An 18900-nucleotide genomic window follows, 5' to 3' on the forward strand; every position below is an offset into this window, starting at 1 on the left:
GACCGCTCGGTCCTATGCTTGCCGTCATGACCACCCCGAGCTTCGCCGAGCTGGACGCCCTGCCCACCGAGGAGCTGCGCGAGCGCGCCTTCGCCGTGGCGCGCAAGAACTACGACATCAAGTTCTTCTGGTCGGTCTCCAAGCACCTGCCCGACTCGGACGACGTCGGCGAGCTCGACGGTGCGCCCAACTCGATCGGCCCGATCATCGACGAGTACGTCGCGCTGTGGCGGGAGTTCCGGGGCAAGGGTGGCTACGCGGAACACGGGTACGGCGAGACCGAGCCGCTGCTGCGCGCCGCGTTCATCGATTACCTGCAAAAGCACGGCCACTGATCGGCCGCTCCGCCGGTATCCACTGCCGTCGTTTGAAAGAGCCATCGATCCGGGAAATATCCGCGCATGGCTCTCGGCAACCGGTTCAAGTCTGCACCCGGTGCGGGCACACTTGCCGCACTCATACTGGTTCTCGTATTCGGCAGCACCTGGTACGCGAACTGGGCATTCGACAACACCAATCCCAACACCGCGGGCGGCTGGTGGCTCCGGCTGCTCACCTGGCCGCGCTGGACGATCAGCTCCAACGATTCACTCCGCGAGATCATTGTGGGCGATCTGAAGGCGATCCTGGTGGTCGTCTTCACCGCGCTGTTTCTGTACCTGCTGCCCGGTTCGCAGCTGGCTCGGGCGCGCGGCACGATCAGTCAGTTCTTCGCGGGCTGGGCGTCATACATCTTCGCGGGTGGCTTCGCCGCGCTGGTCACCACGCTCTTCCTGAAGAACCCGTCGATGCTCGGCGCATTCCAGTCGGCCGGCAGCGGGGTCACCTACGGCCTGTTCGTCGGCTGGATCATCGGCCTGGCGACGCTGGGCGGCTATCGCGGCACCAGATAAATCCCCCGAACGAGCGCCAGGCCGGCGGAAACCCGGCCTGGCGCTCTCAGACCGTCGCTTCCGCTTCGGGCACCGCAAAAATTGACGTACGGGTGACCACGCCCACGTTCTTGCCATTCTCGACGACCACGACCTCCGTGGCGTCACTCGCCAGCATCGCGGCCAGCGCATCGTAGAGCGTCCCCTCGGCGTCCACGGTCGGAATACCGCTCTTGGCTGCATCCGTCGCCCCGGAGACCATTGCCTGCCGTAGGGGCGTGACGGCCAGCCGGCGGATGCCCCGGTCGGCGCCGACGAAGTCGCCGACCGCCGTCGAATCCGGCTTGGCCAGCAGCTCGGCCGGCGGCGCGTACTGCAGCAGCCGGCCGCCCTCGGCCAGCACCGCGATCCGGTCGCCCAGCCGAACCGCCTCGTCGATGTCGTGGGTGACCAGCACGATCGTCTTACGGACGGCGGCCTGCAAGCGCAGGAACTCCTCCTGCAGGCGGCCGCGGGCGATCGGGTCGACGGCCGAGAACGGCTCGTCCATGAGCAGCACCAGCGGGTCGGCGGCGAGCGCCCGGGCCACCCCGACCCGCTGCCGCTGGCCGCCGGAGAGCTCGTGCGGGTAGCGCTTGGCGTACCGGGCCGGGTCGAGGCCGACCAGGTCGAGCAGCTCGTCGGCGCGCTGGCCGATCCGCTTGGCGTTCCAGCCGAGCAGTTTCGGGACGGTGCCGACGTTGGTGCGGATGTTCTGATGCGGGAAGAGGCCGACGTTCTGGATCACATACCCGATGTGCCGGCGCAGCTCGACCGGGTCGCGTTCGAGGACGTTCTGCCCGTCGATGAGGATCCGCCCGTGGGTCGGCTCGATCAACCGGTTGATCATGCGGAGGATCGTCGACTTCCCACAGCCCGACGGGCCGATCAGCACGGTCAGCTCGCCGGCGCGCACCTCGAGGCTGAAGTCGCCGACCGCGACCGTGCCGTCGGGGTACGTCTTGCCGATGTCCTCCAGCGTGATCGACGCAGCGCTCCGGGCGTCCCCGGATCCATTGATCGCGGTAGCGTCCACGTATGTCCTTCCTGTTGCGGGCGCCGGCGCCCCTGCCGCTGGCCGCACCCGCCGGTGACGGGCCCGGAAATCCGTGGTTCTCCTGGCAGTACATCCAGGACAACGCGGACACCATCCTGTCCAAGCTCGGCTTCCACATCGGGATCACCCTGGAGACCGTGGTGATCGCGTTGCTGGTCGCCGTGCCGTTGGCCGTCCTCGCGTACTGGATCAGACCGCTGACCGGGCCGATTCTCGCACTCTCCGGCGTGCTCTACACGATTCCGTCGCTGGCGCTGCTGGCGTTGCTGGCCCCGCTGCTCGGCGCGACCAACCGCGGGACGGTATTGATCGCGCTGGTGCTGTACGCCCTGCTGCTCCTGGTTCGTAATGCGCTGACCGGTCTCACCCAGGTGCCGGCCGACGTCAAGGACGCCGCCTCCGGCATGGGGTACGGGCGGTTCGGCCGGCTCTGGCACGTCGAGCTGCCGCTGGCGCTGCCCGGCATCGTGACCGGCCTGCGGCTGGCCACGGTCTCCACGGTGGCCCTGGTCACGATCGGCGCGATCATCGGTCAGGGCGGCCTCGGCGACCTGATCATGGGCGGCTTCTGGAACAACTTCTACAAGGCCGAGATCCTCACCGGCACGGTGCTCTGCGTCGGCCTGGCGCTGGTGTTCGACCTGGCGCTGGTCGGCCTCGGCCGGGTGCTGACCCCGTGGAGCAGGAGGCGGGCAACGTGAGCTATTTCCAGGACGCCATCGTCTGGCTCAACGACCCGCTCAACTGGACCAACCCGGGCGGCCTGCTCGACCGGCTCCAGGAGCACCTGGTGATCACCTTCTGGGCGGTGCTGATCGGCTGCTTGGTCGGGCTGCCGCTGGGCATCTGGCTCGGGCACCGCGGCCGGGGCGGTGGCGTGGTGGTCACCACGGCCAACCTCACCCGGGCGATCCCCACGCTGGCGCTGCTCACGATCCTGCCGCTCACCCCGATCGGGTTCGGCAAGCTGCCGGTGATCCTCGCGCTCGCCGTGTTCGCGGTGCCGCCGCTGCTCGCCAACGCGTACACCGGGCTGCGCTCGGTGGATGCCGAGACGAGGGACGCGGCCGTCGGGATGGGGCTCTCCGGCGGGCAGTTGTTACGCCGCGTCGAGCTTCCGCTCTCGGTGCCGTACCTCGCGGCCGGCCTGCGGACCGCCGCGGTGCAGGTGGTGGCCACCGCCACGCTCGCAACATTTGTGAACGGCGGCGGCCTCGGGCAGATCATCACGGCCGGGTTCGGGCTCGGGATCAGCCGCGGCGGCGCGCAGATCGTGGCCGGCGGCATCGCTGTGGTCGTTCTCGCACTTCTCGTCGAAGCGCTGTTCGCGGGGGTGGAACGCCTGGTCACGCCCCGTCCATTGCGGGTGGTCCGGCGGCGGCGGGCGGCTCGGCCCGCGGTCAGCGGGTAACAGACCAGCATCTTTCCGGGAAGTTGTCATACCCAGCGGGTAGACCTAGGCACTGCATATATACGGGCAACGCACTTTCGGCTGCCCGTCGGACACGCGGCGCGGCCACGACGGTCGCGCCGGGACACAGAAGGCGGCAGTATGCGTCGACACTTGCTCCTGATGGCCGCCAGTGCCTCAGCGGCCATCGTCACACTCGCCGGCTGTGGCAGCGCCGGCTCCTCGGGTACGGAGGCGCCGCCGTCGGCGGCCGCGGGCGCGGGCTGTGCCCCGGTCGCGGGCAACGACCTGGTGGTGCTCACCGACGACAAAAAACTGCAGAACACCGACAACGTGATCGCCGCGATCAACAAGAAGGCATCGTCGCCGCAGCTGATCGCTGCGCTGGACAAGGTGGCTGCGGCCCTCGACACGACCAAGCTCATCGCGCTGAACAAGGCGGTCGACATCGACCGCAAGTCCTCGAAGGCCGCGGCGAGCGAGTTCATCTCCACCAACAACCTCACCGCGGGCCTGGCGAAGGGCTCCGGCAACATCGTCGTCGGCGCGGCCAACTTCAGCGAGTCGGCGACGCTCGGCGAGATCTACGGCCAGGTGCTGACCGCGGCCGGTTACAAGGTCAAGGTGCAGCAGATCGGCAACCGCGAGCTCTACGAGCCCGCGCTGGAGAAGGGCGACATCTCCGTCGTCCCCGAGTACGCCGCCACCCTCGCGACGTTCCTGCAGGGCAAGGTCGACAAGTCCGGCAAGGACCCGTCCTCGCCCGACCTGAACACCACGGTGACCAATCTGAAGGCGCTGGGCGACAAGGTCGGCCTGGTGTTCGGGCAGGCGTCGCAGGCGCAGGACCAGAACGCCTTCGCGGTCACCACGGCCTTCGCCGACAAGTACGGCGTGAAGACGCTGTCCGACCTGGCCGCCAAGTGCTCCGGCGCGGCGACCGTGCTCGGCGGCCCGGCGGAGTGCCCGCAGCGGCCGAAGTGCCAGCAGGGCCTGGTCGACGTCTACAACTTCCAGGCCGGCAAGTTCTCCAGCCTGGACGCCGGTGGCCCGCTCACCAAGACGGCTCTCAAGAACGGCACGATCAGCGTGGGCCTGGTCTTCAGCTCGGACGGTGCATTGGCCGCCGGGTGACCTTTTTCACCCTGGTTTGACAGCTTGTGGATATGAGCGCCGGGTTTCCACCCTTGAAACCCGGCGCTTCCTCGTTTCAATCTTGGCGCGCTCTCGGTAGCATCGGCGGCCATGCCGGAGAGGGACCCCGAGACTGGACACAGCTCGCGACTGCTCCGCGGCCTGATCTGGGCGGGCGTGCTGCTCGCGCCGCTGGCCGCGGCCATCGTGCTGCTGGGCCAGAGCTCCGGCTCGGTGCGTTTCGCCGTGCTGCTGATCGCGGTGAGTGTGGTGCTGATCGGCGCGTCGGTGCTCATCCGCAGCGATCCGATGCTGCAGCGCATGCATGTCGAGGATCGGGTGGCCGAGGAGGTCGAGGCGCTCCGCCGCGAGTTGCGAGCGGAGTTCGGCGGCGGTGCCCCGTCCGATAATCCCGGATTCTTCGGGGATGTTCCGCTGGCCGACGATCCGTTCCCGGCCGCACCTCGCCGCCTGCCCGAGCCCGGCTTCGCCGGCGGTGGCCGGGCCGCGGTGCCGGCCGCAGCTGTCCCCGTCGGCCCGCGTCCGGGCGCCGCCGGAGGGCCCGCCGGTCCGCCTCCGGTCGCCGCCGGTGTGCCCGCCGGCCCGCGTCCGGTTGCCGCGTCGGCCGCGATTCCGGTGCCGCGCGGAGCGGCGTCCGTCCCCGGCCCCGCCTCGCCGGCCGCGCCGCGTGCCTCGGCCTCGGTCCGGCCCGGCGGCGCGCCGTACGGTCGCTCCGATGCCCCGGACGCCGACTTCGCCGGGAGCACCGGCTATCCGGCCGCGCGGGCGTCCGGCACCTATGGCTCGGCGCGGGTCGCCGGTCCCGGTCCGGACGGCTACGGGGACGGTTACGGCCGCCCGGCGACCGACGGCTACGCCCAGCCCGACGGTGTCCACGGCGCCCCGACCGGCCGCGCCGCGCCAACCGGCTACGACCCGTCGAACGACTACGACCCGTCGAACGACTTCGGGCCCGCGAACGACTTCGGGCCCGCGAACGACTTCGGGCCCGCGAACGACTTCGGGCCCGCGAACGACTTCGGGCCCGCGAACGACTACCACTCCGCGAACGACTTCGGGCCGGCGAACGACTACGACCCCGCGAACGACTACGCGCCGGTGAACGACTTCGGTCCTGCCGACGACTACGACCCCGCGAACGACTATGGGTCCGCGAACGGCTACGGCCGGGCGAACGGCACCAGCCACGCGACCGGCTATCGCGACCACTCGCCGGTCGATCCCGACGTGGCCGGCTACGGCCTGGACGGCGGCTACGACGGCCCGCAGCCGTCCGGCGACCCGAACTACAAGGCGCGCCGCCACCGCCCGTCGGCCAACGACACCAACGTGGGCACGCTGGCCGACTTCGCCGGCTACCCGGGCTGGTCGGACGAGTCCGAGCCGCAGTCCGACGAGCGCTACGTCCAGGGCTACGGCCCCCGACGCCGCTGAGCGAAACCCGGCCGGCTACTTGTCGATGTCCCCGACCACGAAGAACATCGAGCCGAGAATCGCGATCAGGTCGGGCACCAGGCACCCCGGGATCAGCGTCGCCAGCGCCTGCACGTTCGCGTACGACGCCGTCCGCAGCTTGAGCCGCCACGGCGTCTTCTCACCCCGCGACACCAGGTAGTACCCGTTCACCCCGAGCGGGTTCTCGGTCCACGCGTACGTGTGCCCCTCCGGCGCCTTCACCACCTTGGGCAGGCGCACGTTGACCGGCCCGGAGATCCGGTCGACCCGGTCGAGGCACTCCTGCGCGAGGTCCAGCGACACGTACGCCTGGTCGAGCAGCACCTCGAAGCGCGCGTGGCAGTCACCGGCCGTCTTCGTTACCACCGGCACCTGGAGCTGGTCGTATGCGAGGTAGGGCTCGTCGCGGCGCAGGTCGAAGTCGAGCCCGCTGGCCCGCGCCACCGGCCCGGACGCACCGTACGCCGCGGCCTGCGCCGCCGTGAGCACACCGACCCCGACCGTGCGGGCCAGGAAGATGTCGTTGCGCCGGATCAGGTTGTCCAGGTCGGGCAGTCGTTTGCGGACCGTCGCGATCGCCTGCCGGGCCCGCTTGGTCCACCCGGCCGGCACCTCCTCCTTGAGGCCGCCGACCCGGTTGAACATGTAGTGCATCCGGCCGCCGGTGGCCTCCTCGAGCACCGCCTGCAGCGTCTCCCGCTCGCGGAACGCGTAGAACATCGGCGTGATCGCGCCGATCTCCAGCGGGTACGAGCCGAGGAACATCAGGTGGTTGAGCACCCGGTTCATCTCGGCGAGCGCGGTGCGCAGCCAGACCGCCCGCTCGGGCACCTCGATGCCCATCAGCCGCTCGACGGCGAGCACCACACCCAGCTCGTTGGCGAACGCGGAGAGCCAGTCGTGCCGGTTGGCCAGCATGATGATCTGCCGGTAGTCGCGCACCTCGAACAGCTTCTCGGCGCCGCGGTGCATGTAGCCGACGATCGGCTCGCAGGCGACCACCCGCTCGCCGTCCAGGGTGAGCCTCAGCCGCAGCACGCCGTGCGTGGACGGGTGCTGGGGCCCGATGTTGAGCACCATGTCGGCGGTGTCGAGCCCGGCGCCGGTCCCGACTGTCATTTCGCGCAGCGCGTCCGTCACTTGAGCATGCTCCCATGCTCGTCCAGGTTGATCCGGTGCAGCAGCCACCAATGTCCGCCGAGCCCGGCCGGGTCGATCAGCTCGGCTGCCTCGCCGGCCGCGGAGAGCGCGCGCAGATATCCCATCGGGTCGCGGCGGGCCAGATCCACCGGTGGTCGCGCGCCGTCGATACCGAGCGCTTTCAGCGCCTTCCGCTGACTGACGATTTCGTACGGCGTGCCGGCCGCCCCCGCCGCGGAGTCGATCGCCACGTGCGCGGTCACGTCGCAGCTTCCGTCCGGGACCGGCGGCACCTGGCGCCCGGCCCGGAAGCCGGTGAGTGTGCCCAGCGCGGGCCGCTCGCCGCGCAGGTGACCGTAGTCGACCGCCAGCGCGCACCCGCGCCGCACGCAGCGCACCGCGTCGGCCCAGGCGGTGTCCCGCGGCCACCCGATCTCCGCCCGCGCGGCCCGCGGCCACCAGCGGCTCAGCCAGAACAGGTCGGCGGCGTCCGGCGGGCCGCCCAGCGTCTCCTTGCCGGTCGCCGGGTCGACCAGCACCAGCCGCAGCCGCCCGTGGTCGTCCAGGTCGGCGACGTCGAGCGGCACGTTGTCCAGCCATTCCGTGGCGACCAGCAGCCCGACGATGCCCTCCGGCACGTCCCGCCGCCAGGCGATCGCCGGGTCGAGCCCGGCCGGGCGCGGGGCGACCTCGACGGCGGTGCACCGGACGCGCCCGGCCAGTCCGGCCGGCAGCAGCGTGCGCAGGACGGCCAGCAGCTCGCCCCGGCCCGCACCCACGTCGACCAGGTCGAACGTCCTGGGGTGGCCGAGCGCCGCGTCGACCCGCTCGACCAGCCGCAGCAGGGCACCCGCGAACAGCGGCGAGGCGTGCACACTCGTCCGGAAATGCTGGGCGGGTCCGCTCCCGCCGCCGGTGAAGAACCCGCCCGGCCCGTAGAGCGCGGCGGCCATCGCGGCACGCCACCCCGTCTCCCGGCCAGCACTCGTCACACCAGCACCATAGGCCCGCCGGGACCCGGATTCCCCGCGCCGTCCCCGGGCGCGCGCGTCGATGTCAGCACCGATGGAGTTGTTCACACGATGTTGTCACCGGCCGGTCCGGGCAGCGCATACTTCACCCCGACCGGTACCCCTTCTCGAGGACTGGATCCTGATATGAGCGCAGAGCCGCGCGCCCGCCTCGGTGCGCGTCCCCTCAGCGTCGGCGTCGTCGGCTCCGGCCGGGTCGGCGCGGTCCTGGGCGCCGCCCTGCACGCCGCCGGCCACCAGGTGGTCGCCGCGGCCGCCGTTTCTGCCGCCTCCCGCGATCGGGCCCGCCGACTGCTGCCGGGAGCCGCGATCCTCCCGGCCGACGATGTCGCCCGGGCCGCGGGTGATCTCCTGTTGCTGGCCGTGCCCGACGACGCGCTCGGCGGCGTGGTCGCCGGCCTGGCCGCCACCGGCGCGCTGCGCCCGGGTCAGATGGTGGCGCACACCTCGGGGGCTCACGGACTCGCCGTCCTGGGCGATGTGAATGGCATGGCCCTGCATCCCGCGATGACCTTCACGGGCGCCGACTCGGATCTCGACCGGCTCCCCGGCATCGCCTGGGGGGTCACCACCCGGGACCGCGCGTTCGCCACCCGGCTGGTCGCCGATCTCGGCGGAGTGCCCGAGTGGATCGCCGAGGACGCCCGCCCGCTCTACCACGCGGCGCTCGCACACGGCGCGAACCACCTGGTCACGCTCGTCAACGAGGCGGCGGATCTGCTGCGCGCGGCGGGCGTCGAACAGCCGCGACGAGTCCTCGAGCCGCTGCTGACGGCCGCGCTCGACAACGCCCTGCGCCTGGGCGATGCGGCGCTGACCGGCCCGGTCTCCCGCGGCGACGCCGGCACGGTCGGCAAGCACCTGGACCGCATCCCGCCCGAGTCGGTGCCGGCCTACCTGGCGCTGGCCCGCCGCACCGCCGACCGGGCGATCGCCGCCGGTCGGCTGCGTCCGCAGGACGCCGTCCTGCTGCTCGACGTCCTGTCTCGCGCCGCCGTGGGGAGCCCGCGTTGACCGACCTGATCCATACCCGCAAGGAGCTCGCCTCCGCGCTCGCCGCCGTGCCCGGCGAGGTCGCGGTCGTGATGACCATGGGGGCGCTGCACGAGGGGCACCGCACGCTGATGCGGGCGGCCCGCGAGCGCTCGGCGTTCGTGCTGGTGACGATCTTTGTGAACCCGCTGCAGTTCGGTCCGAACGAGGACTTCGACAAGTATCCGCGCACGCTCGAGGCCGACCTCGAGGCCTGCGCGGCCGAGGGCGTGAGCGTGGTCTTCGCCCCGAGCCGCGACGAGATGTACCCGGGCGGGGCGCCGTCGATCACGATGAACGCCGGCCCGCTCGGCGAGATCCTCGAGGGCGCGAGCCGGCCCGGCCACTTCGCCGGGATGCTCACCGTGGTCGAGAAGCTGCTCGTGCTCACCCGGGCCGACGTGGCGTTCTTCGGCGAGAAGGACTTTCAGCAGCTGGCCCTGATTCGCCGGATGGTCCACGACCTGGAGCTGGGCGTGGAGATCGTCGGCGTGCCGACCGTGCGCGAGCCGGACGGCCTGGCCCTGTCCAGCCGCAACCGCTATCTCTCCGCCGAGCAGCGGGCCGCCGCGCTCGCCCTGTCCCGGGCGTTGCGCGAGGGCGCCACGCACACCGACCCGGACGCGGTCCTCGCCACCGCCACCAAGATCCTCGACGACGAGCCGGGTGTCCGCGTCGACTACCTCGCGCTGACCGGCCCCGACCTCGGCGCGGCCCCCGGCGAGGGCCCGGCCCGCCTGCTGGTGGCGGCCCGGGTCGGCGCCACCCGCCTGATCGACAACGTCCCGCTCCGCCTCGCGAAAGGTCGCTGATGTTCCGCACCATGCTCAAGTCCAAGATCCATCGGGCCACCGTGACCCAGGCCGACCTGCACTATGTCGGTTCGGTGACGGTCGACCTCGACCTGATGGAGGCGGCCGACCTGCTGGCCGGCGAGCAGGTCGCGATCGTGGACGTGACCAATGGCGCCCGGCTCGAGACGTACGTGATCCCGGGTGAGCGCGGTTCCGGTGTGATCGGCATCAACGGTGCGGCCGCCCACCTGGTCCACCCCGGCGACCTGGTGATCCTGATCGCGTACGGCCAGATGGACGACGCCGAGGCGCGCGCCTACCAGCCGCGGGTGGTGCACGTGAACGCCGACAACGAGATCATCGAGCTGGGCGCCGACCCGGCCGCCGCGGTCGAGGGGATGGCCGGCGACCTGGTGCGAGGCGATCTGACCCTGACGGTCTGATTCCACCCACTTCACGCGAGAGTCGCGTCCTCGGCCTGGGGTGGCAGCCAGGCCGCGGGGGCAGGCGGGGACGGCCGCACCTGCTGTGAGCCGCTACCTCGTACGGGATATGGCTTTTGGGCTTAAGATCCGCTTTCCTGCTATATGATCGTTATTCCGGTCATGGGAGGTAAGACGGTCATGCGGGTCCGACGGTGGATCTTGGCCGCGCTGTGTCCGACGCTGCTCGCGGCCTGCGGGATGCCCGGTGGGGTCGATGGCGATCTCACCAACGGGTGGGGCGCGATGGAGCCGGCCACCGGATTCCAGCCGGCCGCCGGGACCTGTCACGGGGCGAACTTCGATCCGGTCGGGTCGCGGTGGACCTACGAGGACGTCGACTGCAAGCAGCAGCATCGCACCGAGACCGTGTACGTCGGCACCTACAACTCGCCGGCCGCGGATGCCGCCGAGCCGCCCGCCGCCGGCTCCGACGCGGCAAAGGCCGAATACCGGATCTGCGACCGCCAGACCACCACCTACCTCGGCGGACCGTGGCGCACCGCGCGCATCTGGATCGGTGTCACCCGCCCCACCGCGGCGGCCTGGACCGGAGGCGCACGATGGTTCCGCTGCGAGGCGCTCGAGCTCAGCTCGGTCGAGGACAACGGCGTGCTGGTGCAGCGGACCGGCACCCTGCGCAACGCGCTCGCCGGCGGCCCCTCCGACCTGCGGCTGACCTGCTACGCGGTGGCCACGGACAGCTCCGGGGCGATCGCCGGCATGCCCGGGGTGGGCTGCTCGGCCAAGCACAACGCCGAGTTCGCCGGCGTCTGGTACGCGAAGGGCCTCGCCTACCCGAAGGACGCCAAGGCCTGGAGCACCTTCCACGACGGCTGCCGCGCGGTCGTCGCGTCCTACGTCAAGGTCCCGAACGACAAGGACCTGCAATACCGGACCGGCGTGATCTCGCTGCCGGGCAGCGCCGAGGTCTGGCAGGCCGGCGACCACGGCGTGCGCTGCTACCTGTGGATGGACGGCGCCGAGCTCACCTCGTCGCTCCAGGGCAAGGGCGCCAAGAGCCTGCCCGTCCAGTACAAGTAACGGCCACCACTCCGATGCCGCCCCCGCGTGACGAGCGTCGCGGCGGCGGAGTCTACTGAGCAGATGTCACTTCTGGCCGATCTACCGGAGCTGCCGCGCCGGCTCGCCGCCGCCGACCCGGGGTGGAGCGAGACCACCGACGTGCTGGTCGTGGGCTCCGGTGTCGCGGGCCTGACCGCCGCCCTGCATCTGCGGGAGCAGGGCCTGCACGTCACGGTGGTCACCAAGGTGAACATCGACGACGGCTCCACCCGCTGGGCGCAGGGCGGGATCGCCGCCGTGCTCGATCCGCTGGACACCCCGGCCGCGCATGCCAACGACACCGAGATCGCCGGCGTCGGGTTGTGCGACCCGGCCGCGGTGCGGGTGCTGGTCGAGGAGGGCCCGGTCCGGGTGCGCGAGCTGATCCGGCTGGGCGCCGAGTTCGACCGCCACCCGGACGGCTCGCTGATGCTGACCCGCGAGGGCGGCCACCGCGCCGACCGCATCGTGCACGCCGGCGGCGACGCGACCGGCGCCGAGGTGCAGCGCGCCCTGCACGAGGCGGTGCGCCGCGACCCGTGGATCCGGCTGGTCGAGCACGCGCTCGTGCTCGACCTGCTGCGCAGCGCCGACGGCCGGGCCTGCGGGCTCACCCTGCACGTGCTCGGCGAGGGCTCCGAGGACGGCGTGGGCGCGATCCTGGCCCGTGCGGTGGTGCTGGCCACCGGCGGGATGGGCCAGATCTACTCGTCCACCACGAACCCGTCGGTCTCCACCGGCGACGGGGTCGCGCTCGCCCTGCGGGCCGGCGCGACCGTCACCGACGTCGAGTTCGTGCAGTTCCACCCCACGTCGTTCGTGAGCGCCGCGGTCACCTCGGTGCAGCGGCCGCTGATCTCCGAGGCGCTGCGCGGCGAGGGCGCGCACCTGGTCGACGAGTCCGGCAAGCGGTTCATGGTCGGGCAGCACGAGCTGGCCGAGCTGGCCCCGCGCGACGTGGTGGCCAAGGGCATCCACCGGGTGCTGCTGGCCACCGGCGCCGACCACGTCTACCTGGATGCCCGGCACCTCGGCCGTCAGTTCCTCGAGCACCGATTCCCGACGATCGTGGCCTCCACCCGGGCGGCCGGCGTCGACCCGGCCGTCGACCTGATCCCGGTCGCCCCGGCCGCGCACTACGCCTCCGGTGGCGTCCGCACCGACCTGCGCGGCCGTACCACCATCCCCGGCCTGTACGCGTGCGGCGAGGTCGCCTGCACCGGCGTGCACGGCGCCAACCGGCTGGCCAGCAACTCGCTGCTGGAGGGCCTGGTCTTCGCGAAGCGGATCGCCGACGACGTCGCCCGCGACCTGCCGCCGCAGGCCGATCCGGTGGTGACCGACGCCGGGCCGGCGTGGGTGGCCGACCCGGCGATCCGCGGCGAGTTGCAGCGGGCGATGACCCGGGGCGCCGGTGTGCTGCGCTCGGCCGGGTCGCTGGCCGGCACCGCCAAGGAGCTGACCCGGCTGGCCGAGCTGCGGGCCACCCCGCGCAACGCGGCCTGGGAGGCGACGAACCTGCTCACCGTGGCGAGCGCGCTGGTCGCCTCGGCGAGCACCCGGCGGGAGACCCGCGGCTGCCACTGGCGGGAGGACCACCCGGTGGCCGAGGACGAGTGGCGCGGCCACCTGCTCGACGGCCTGTCCGGCCGTGGCGTGCTGACCCAGACCTTCGAGGAGATGCCGTGAGTCTTGACCTGGACGAGGTGGGCCGGATCGTCTACACGGCGCTCGGCGAGGACCTGGGCGACCCGCCCCGGGACGTGACCAGCGAGGCGACCATCCCGGCGGGGCAGGTCGACACCGCCGAGCTGGTGGCCCGGGCCGACGGCGTGGTGGCCGGCCTGCCGGTCGCGCGCGAGGTCTTCGCGGCCACCTCCGGCGGCGCGGCGAGCTTCGAGCCGCGGGTGGCCGAGGGCGATCGGGTACGCCGCGGCGACGTGCTCGCCGTGGTCACCGGGCCCACCCGCGCGTTGCTGACCGCGGAGCGGACCGCGCTGAACCTGCTGTGCCGGATGTCCGGGGTGGCCACGCACACCCGCAAGTGGGCCGACGCGCTGGCCGGCACCAAGGCGACGGTGCTGGACACCCGCAAGACCACCCCCGGTCTGCGGCACCTGGAGAAGTACGCGGTGCGGACCGGCGGCGGCACGAACAAGCGCATGGGCCTGTACGACGTGGCCATGATCAAGGACAACCACAAGCTGGCGGCGGGGAGCATCACCGCCGCGTACCGGCTCGTGCGCGAGACGTTCCCGGACGTACCGGTGCAGGTCGAGGTCACCACCAGGGCCGAGGCGCTGGAGGCGGTCGAGGCGGGCGCGACGTTTCTGCTCTGCGACAACATGAGGCCGGCGCTGCTGCGCGAGGTCGTCGAGGCGGTCGGGGACCGGGCCGAGCTCGAGGCCACCGGAAACCTGACGCTCGCCACCGCGGCGGAGTATGCGGCGACCGGGGTGGACTATCTGTCGGTGGGTGGTCTGACGCATTCCTCGCCGATCCTGGACATCGCCATGGATCTGCGCGCGCGCTGACCCTGGGGCGGTGACCGTTTCACGGCCTGCCACGATGAACCCATCCAGGTGGGGGCTGTCGCTTCCGCGTACGATATGAGGCTTTTGATGTTGCTTTGTATTGACATCGGTAATACGAATACCGTCCTCGCCACGTTCGACGGCGACAAGCTCGTGCACAACTGGCGGGTCAAGACCGACGCCCGGAACACCGCCGATGAGCTGGGCCTGATGTTTCGCGGACTGCTGGCCGGCGACGCCGTGGAGATCACCGGGGTGGCCGCCTGCTCCACCGTGCCGGCCGCGCTGCGCAGCCTGCGCACCATGCTCGGCCGCTACTACGGCGAGCTGCCCAACGTGATCGTCGAACCGGGTGTGAAGACCGGCGTGCAGCTGGCCATCGACAACCCGAAGGAGGTCGGCGCCGACCGGGTGGTCAACACGCTCGCCGCGCACGCCCTCTACGGCGGCCCGTCGATCGTGGTCGACTTCGGCACCACCACCAACTTCGACGTGATCAGCGCGAAGGGTGAGTTCCTCGGCGGTGCGTTCGCGCCCGGCATCGAGATCTCCTTCGACGCGCTCGCCGCGCGGGCCGCCCAGCTGCGCAAGGTCGAGCCGGCCCAGCCACGCTCGGTGATCGGCAAGAACACGGTCGAGTGCCTGCAGTCGGGCATGTACTACGGCTTCGCGGGGCAGGTCGACCGGATCGTCGAGCGGATGATCGAGGAGATCGGCCCGGTCAAGGCCGTGATCGCCACCGGCGGGCTGGCCGGGCTGGTCAAGGACGAGTGCCGGACGCTGACCGTGCACGAGCCGATGATCACGCTGATCGGGCTGCGGATGGTATATGAGCGGAACGTCTGAGAGCCGCTGAGTAGGCTTGCTTTTCCTTTCCTGATTTCACAGAGAGTCGTGCCGTGACCGAGCAGAATGTGCCGCTTTCCGACCCCGCTGAGGACCTGCCCGAGCAGATGCGGGTCCGCCGGGCCAAGCGGGAGCGGTTCCTCGCCGAGGGCGTCCCGCCGTACCCGGTCAACCTGCCCCGCACCGCGACGCTCAAGGAGATCCGGGAGAAGTACGCCGAGCTGCCGACCGACACGGCCAGCGGCGACACCGTCTCGATCACCGGCCGAGTGATCTTCGTGCGGAACGGCGGAAAGCTGTGCTTCGCCACCCTGCGCGACGGCGACGGCACCGAGCTGCAGGCGATGCTCTCCCTGGACAAGGTGGGCGAGCAGGCGCTGGCCGACTGGAAGCACCTGATCGACCTCGGCGACCTGGTCGGGATCACCGGCGAGGTGATCACCAGCCGGCGGGGCGAGCTGTCCGTGCTGGCCGACTCCTGGGCGATCAGCGCCAAGGCGCTGCGCCCGCTGCCGGTCGCGCACAAGCCGCTCTCCGAGGAGACCCGGATCCGCCAGCGGTACGTCGACCTGATCGTCCGGCCGCAGGCCCGCGAGATCGTGCGTACCCGCGCCGCCGTGGTGCGCAGCCTGCGCGAGTCGCTGTTCCGCCGCAATTTCCTCGAGGTCGAAACGCCAATGTTGCAGTTGCTGCACGGTGGTGCGGCGGCCCGCCCGTTTGTGACGCACAGCAACGCGCTCGACACGGATCTCTATCTGCGGATCGCGCCGGAACTGTTTTTGAAGCGCGCCGTGGTCGGCGGCATCGACCGGGTCTTCGAGATCAACCGAAACTTCCGTAATGAGGGTATGGACTCGAGTCACTCGCCCGAGTTCGCGATGCTCGAGGCGTACCAGGCGTACGCCGACTACAACGTGATGCAGCAGCAGGTTCAGGAGTGGATTCAGGAAGCCGCCTTCGCGGTGAGCGGATCGCACGTGGTGACCCACTACGACGGCACCGAGCGGGACTTCGGCGGCCAGTGGCGGTCGGTCACCCTGTTCGGTTCGCTGTCCGAGGCGCTCGGCGAAGAAGTCACCGTGATGACCGATCGGGCGAAACTCGAGAGCTATGCGGAAAAGCATGACCTTTCGGTCGACCCGAAGTGGAGCAACGGGAAGCTGGCCGAGGAGCTGTTCGAGCACCTGGTCGTGGACTCGCTGCAACAGCCCACATTTGTACGGGATTATCCGGAAGAGACCGCGCCGCTGACCCGCGCGCATCGGGAAACTCCGGGCCTCACCGAGAAGTGGGACCTCTACGTCAGCGGCTTCGAGCTGGCGACCGCGTATTCCGAGTTGGTCGACCCCGTGGTGCAGCGCGAACGGCTGGTCGCCCAGTCGTTGCTGGCCGCCGGCGGTGATCCGGAGGCCATGCAGCTGGACGAGGATTTCCTGCGTGCCATGGAGTACGGAATGCCGCCGACCGGCGGGATGGGAATGGGAATCGACCGGCTGTTGATGGCGCTGACCGGGCTCGGCATTCGGGAAACCATCCTGTTCCCGTTGGTCCGGCCCGAGTAATATACGATCCGCCATTGACGGATACTGCCGCCCTGGCGTTATTGTCTTGTCCGTTGCGGGAGAACCTGTGTTCGGGAGGATAGCGGCGCGTGGCCAAGCAGATCATTCACAAGCTGGTCGATGACCTCGACGGCGGTGACGCCGAGGAGACCGTCAAGTTCGCGCTCGACGGCATTCAGTACGAGATCGACCTCTCGGAGAAGAACGCCGCTAAATTGCGGGACGTCTTCGCTCCCTACGTGGGCGCCGGATCTCGCGTCGCTCGTGGCGGTGTGGTCGTGGGGGGCCGGGCCGCACGCGGCCGCGGTGGCGCGACCGCCGACCGGGAGCAGAACAAGGCGATCCGGGAGTGGGCCAAGAAGTCCGGCAAGGAGATCTCCGATCGGGGTCGCATTCCTCAGGAGATCGTCGACGAGTTCCACTCGAAGGGCCCCGGCCGAGGCTGAGCTAGCCGGCTCCGCTTCGCTCCGCGGAGGGTCAACGGTTCTGGTGTGTCACAGGGCCCGTCACGCATGCGCGTGGCGGGCCCTGTGGGGTTTCTCAGGTGATCTTTGAGCGCGGTACGTAGAGTTATCCACAGGTGTGGAGAGGGTTGTCCACAGGCTGTGGACGCACGTTGTCCGGCGATTTCGCTGTCCGCGTACTCCATCGGGTGGGGGAACAGCCGCTGAGCGTGCGAAGTTGGCTAAATCAACGTTGCGGACGGTCTCGCGGGGCCACGAGGGCCGAGCAGAACCGCCGGGCGGCGATAGAGTTACAGCATGGGCATCACCGATGCCCGTGCGCTGGCCCCGCCAGTCATTGGCGCACGGCACGTGAGGAGCACGAGGGCATGTTCGAGCGGTTCACCGACCGAGCGCGACGGGTTGTCGTCCTGGCCCAAGAAGAGGCCCGGATGCTCAACCACAACTACATCGGGACCGAGCACATCCTGCTCGGCCTGATCCACGAGGGCGAGGGCGTCGCCGCCAAGGCTCTGGAGAGCCTGGGCATCTCGCTCGAGGGCGTCCGGCAGCAGGTCGAGGAGATCATCGGCCAGGGGCAGCAGGCGCCGAGCGGGCACATCCCGTTCACCCCTCGGGCGAAGAAGGTGCTGGAGCTGTCGCTGCGCGAGGCGCTGCAGCTCGGCCACAACTACATCGGCACGGAGCACATCCTGCTGGGGCTGATCCGAGAGGGCGAGGGCGTCGCCGCCCAGGTGCTGGTCAAGCTCGGCGCCGACCTCAACCGGGTTCGCCAGCAGGTGATCCAGCTGCTCTCGGGCTACCAGGGCAAGGAGCCGGCCGCGGCCGGCGCCGCGGCGGGCGAGGCCGCTCCGTCCACGTCGCTGGTGCTCGACCAGTTCGGACGCAACCTGACCCAGGCCGCCCGCGAGGGCAAGCTCGACCCGGTCATCGGCCGGGAGAAGGAAATCGAGCGGGTCATGCAGGTGCTCTCCCGCCGCACCAAGAACAACCCGGTGCTCATCGGTGAGCCCGGTGTCGGCAAGACCGCCGTCGTCGAGGGCCTGTCCCAGTCGATCGTCAAGGGCGAGGTGCCCGAGACGCTGAAGGACAAGCAGCTGTACACGCTCGACCTGGGCGCGCTGGTCGCCGGTTCCCGCTACCGCGGTGACTTCGAGGAGCGCCTGAAGAAGGTGCTCAAGGAGATCCGCACCCGCGGCGACATCATCCTGTTCATCGACGAGATTCACACGCTGGTGGGTGCGGGCGCCGCCGAGGGCGCGATCGACGCGGCGAGCATCCTCAAGCCGATGCTGGCCCGCGGCGAGCTGCAGACCATCGGCGCGACGACTCTGGACGAATACCGCAAGCACCTGGAGAAGGACGCCGCGCTCGAGCGCCGCTTCCAGCCCATCCAGGTGGGCGAGCCGTCCCTGGCGCACACCATCGAGATCCTCAAGGGTCTCCGCGACCGGTACGAGGCGCACCACCGGATCAGCATCACCGACGCCGCCCTGGTGGCTGCCGCGACGCTGGCCGACCGGTACATCTCGGACCGCTTCCTGCCGGACAAGGCGATCGACCTGATCGACGAGGCCGGCGCCCGGATGCGGATCCGCCGGATGACCGCGCCGCCGGACCTGCGCGACTTCGACGAGCGCATCGCTCAGGTGCGTCGCGACAAGGAGTCCGCGATCGACGCGCAGGACTTCGAGCGCGCCGCCCAGCTGCGCGACAAGGAGAAGCAGCTGCTCGGCCAGAAGGCGCAGCGCGAGCGCGAGTGGAAGGCCGGCGACCTCGACGTCGTGTCCGAGGTCGACGACGAGCAGATCGCCGAGGTCCTGGGCAACTGGACCGGCATCCCGGTGTACAAGCTCACCGAGGAGGAGACGTCCCGCCTGCTCCGCATGGAGGATGAGCTGCACAAGCGGGTCATCGGCCAGGAGGACGCGGTCAAGGCCGTCTCCAAGGCGATCCGCCGC

Annotated in this window: 19 protein-coding genes; 16 read left to right on the plus strand and 3 right to left on the minus strand. The window is 70.6% G+C overall.

The features are described from left to right. Nucleotides 1-26: 26 nt before the first annotated feature. Together ODJ79_RS01575 and ODJ79_RS01580 are read left to right on the plus strand one after the other, a co-directional pair. Entirely contained in the window at nucleotides 27-335 is a 309-nt protein-coding gene (locus ODJ79_RS01575; protein ID WP_263021437.1) for a hypothetical protein, read from the plus strand. Nucleotides 336-401: 66 nt separating this feature from the next. Beyond that, entirely contained in the window at nucleotides 402-893 is a 492-nt protein-coding gene (locus ODJ79_RS01580) for a hypothetical protein (RefSeq protein WP_263021438.1), read from the plus strand. A gap of 46 nt (nucleotides 894-939) precedes the next feature. Here ODJ79_RS01580 and ODJ79_RS01585 read toward each other — a convergent pair whose 3' ends face one another. Then, nucleotides 940-1947, minus strand: a complete 1008-nt coding sequence (locus tag ODJ79_RS01585) for an ABC transporter ATP-binding protein (RefSeq protein WP_263021439.1) — start codon at nucleotides 1945-1947, stop codon at nucleotides 940-942. A 2-nt stretch (nucleotides 1948-1949) separates the two neighbouring features. On the opposite strand from ODJ79_RS01585, the gene ODJ79_RS01590 reads away from it, so the two are divergent. The 4 genes from ODJ79_RS01590 to ODJ79_RS01605 all read left to right on the plus strand — a co-directional run bounded on the left by ODJ79_RS01590 (nucleotide 1950) and on the right by ODJ79_RS01605 (nucleotide 5968). Beyond that, entirely contained in the window at nucleotides 1950-2669 is a 720-nt protein-coding gene (locus ODJ79_RS01590; protein ID WP_263021440.1) for an ABC transporter permease, read from the plus strand. Continuing rightward, a complete protein-coding gene (locus ODJ79_RS01595; RefSeq protein WP_263021475.1) occupies nucleotides 2666-3379 on the plus strand; it encodes an ABC transporter permease in 714 nt (237 codons plus the stop codon). The genes ODJ79_RS01590 and ODJ79_RS01595 overlap by 4 nt, the downstream gene beginning before the upstream one ends. 162 nt (nucleotides 3380-3541) lie before the next feature. Next, nucleotides 3542-4513 (plus strand): glycine betaine ABC transporter substrate-binding protein, encoded by a 972-nt coding sequence (locus ODJ79_RS01600; protein WP_263021441.1) that lies wholly within the window; start codon nucleotides 3542-3544, stop codon nucleotides 4511-4513. 111 nt (nucleotides 4514-4624) lie between these two features. Then, complete coding sequence (locus ODJ79_RS01605; protein WP_263021442.1) at nucleotides 4625-5968, plus strand: hypothetical protein; 1344 nt, start codon at nucleotides 4625-4627, stop codon at nucleotides 5966-5968. Between the two features lie 15 nt (nucleotides 5969-5983). On the opposite strand, the gene ODJ79_RS01610 is transcribed toward ODJ79_RS01605, so the two are convergent. Further along, nucleotides 5984-7108 carry an NADH-quinone oxidoreductase subunit D gene (locus ODJ79_RS01610; protein WP_263021476.1) on the minus strand — a complete coding sequence of 375 codons (1125 nt, stop codon included), beginning with the start codon at nucleotides 7106-7108 and terminating at the stop codon, nucleotides 5984-5986. A 17-nt stretch (nucleotides 7109-7125) separates the two neighbouring features. Continuing rightward, entirely contained in the window at nucleotides 7126-8082 is a 957-nt protein-coding gene (locus tag ODJ79_RS01615; RefSeq protein WP_263021477.1) for an SAM-dependent methyltransferase, read from the minus strand. A gap of 204 nt (nucleotides 8083-8286) precedes the next feature. Here ODJ79_RS01615 and ODJ79_RS01620 point away from each other — a divergent pair, with 204 nt between their 5' ends. The 10 genes from ODJ79_RS01620 to ODJ79_RS01665 form a co-directional block, all read left to right on the plus strand. Further along, nucleotides 8287-9174 (plus strand): Rossmann-like and DUF2520 domain-containing protein, encoded by an 888-nt coding sequence (locus ODJ79_RS01620; RefSeq protein ID WP_263021443.1) that lies wholly within the window; start codon nucleotides 8287-8289, stop codon nucleotides 9172-9174. Next, nucleotides 9171-10004: a pantoate--beta-alanine ligase gene (panC, locus tag ODJ79_RS01625; RefSeq protein WP_263021444.1), complete on the plus strand. Its 834-nt coding sequence runs from the start codon at nucleotides 9171-9173 to the stop codon at nucleotides 10002-10004. Before ODJ79_RS01620 ends, panC begins: the two co-directional genes overlap by 4 nt. After that, nucleotides 10004-10429: an aspartate 1-decarboxylase gene (panD, locus tag ODJ79_RS01630; RefSeq protein ID WP_263021445.1), complete on the plus strand. Its 426-nt coding sequence runs from the start codon at nucleotides 10004-10006 to the stop codon at nucleotides 10427-10429. Before panC ends, panD begins: the two co-directional genes overlap by 1 nt. A gap of 180 nt (nucleotides 10430-10609) precedes the next feature. Next, nucleotides 10610-11512 carry a septum formation family protein gene (locus tag ODJ79_RS01635; protein WP_263021446.1) on the plus strand — a complete coding sequence of 301 codons (903 nt, stop codon included), beginning with the start codon at nucleotides 10610-10612 and terminating at the stop codon, nucleotides 11510-11512. Nucleotides 11513-11575: 63 nt separating this feature from the next. Then, nucleotides 11576-13222, plus strand: coding sequence for an L-aspartate oxidase (locus ODJ79_RS01640; protein WP_263021447.1), 1647 nt, complete (start codon nucleotides 11576-11578; stop codon nucleotides 13220-13222). Continuing rightward, complete coding sequence (gene nadC / locus ODJ79_RS01645) at nucleotides 13219-14067, plus strand: carboxylating nicotinate-nucleotide diphosphorylase (RefSeq protein WP_263021448.1); 849 nt, start codon at nucleotides 13219-13221, stop codon at nucleotides 14065-14067. Before ODJ79_RS01640 ends, nadC begins: the two co-directional genes overlap by 4 nt. 87 nt (nucleotides 14068-14154) lie before the next feature. Then, entirely contained in the window at nucleotides 14155-14913 is a 759-nt protein-coding gene (locus tag ODJ79_RS01650) for a type III pantothenate kinase (protein WP_263021449.1), read from the plus strand. A 53-nt stretch (nucleotides 14914-14966) separates the two neighbouring features. Beyond that, entirely contained in the window at nucleotides 14967-16475 is a 1509-nt protein-coding gene (gene lysS, locus ODJ79_RS01655) for a lysine--tRNA ligase (RefSeq protein WP_263021450.1), read from the plus strand. A gap of 89 nt (nucleotides 16476-16564) precedes the next feature. Further along, nucleotides 16565-16921: a histone-like nucleoid-structuring protein Lsr2 gene (locus ODJ79_RS01660; protein ID WP_263021451.1), complete on the plus strand. Its 357-nt coding sequence runs from the start codon at nucleotides 16565-16567 to the stop codon at nucleotides 16919-16921. Between the two features lie 386 nt (nucleotides 16922-17307). Then, the coding region (locus ODJ79_RS01665; protein ID WP_263021452.1) for a Clp protease N-terminal domain-containing protein at nucleotides 17308-18900 on the plus strand (1593 nt) is incomplete at its 3' end.

Origin of the sequence: Actinoplanes sp. KI2, assembly GCF_025630775.1 — a bacterium.
In the GTDB taxonomy this organism is placed as follows: Bacteria; Actinomycetota; Actinomycetes; order Mycobacteriales; family Micromonosporaceae; genus Actinoplanes.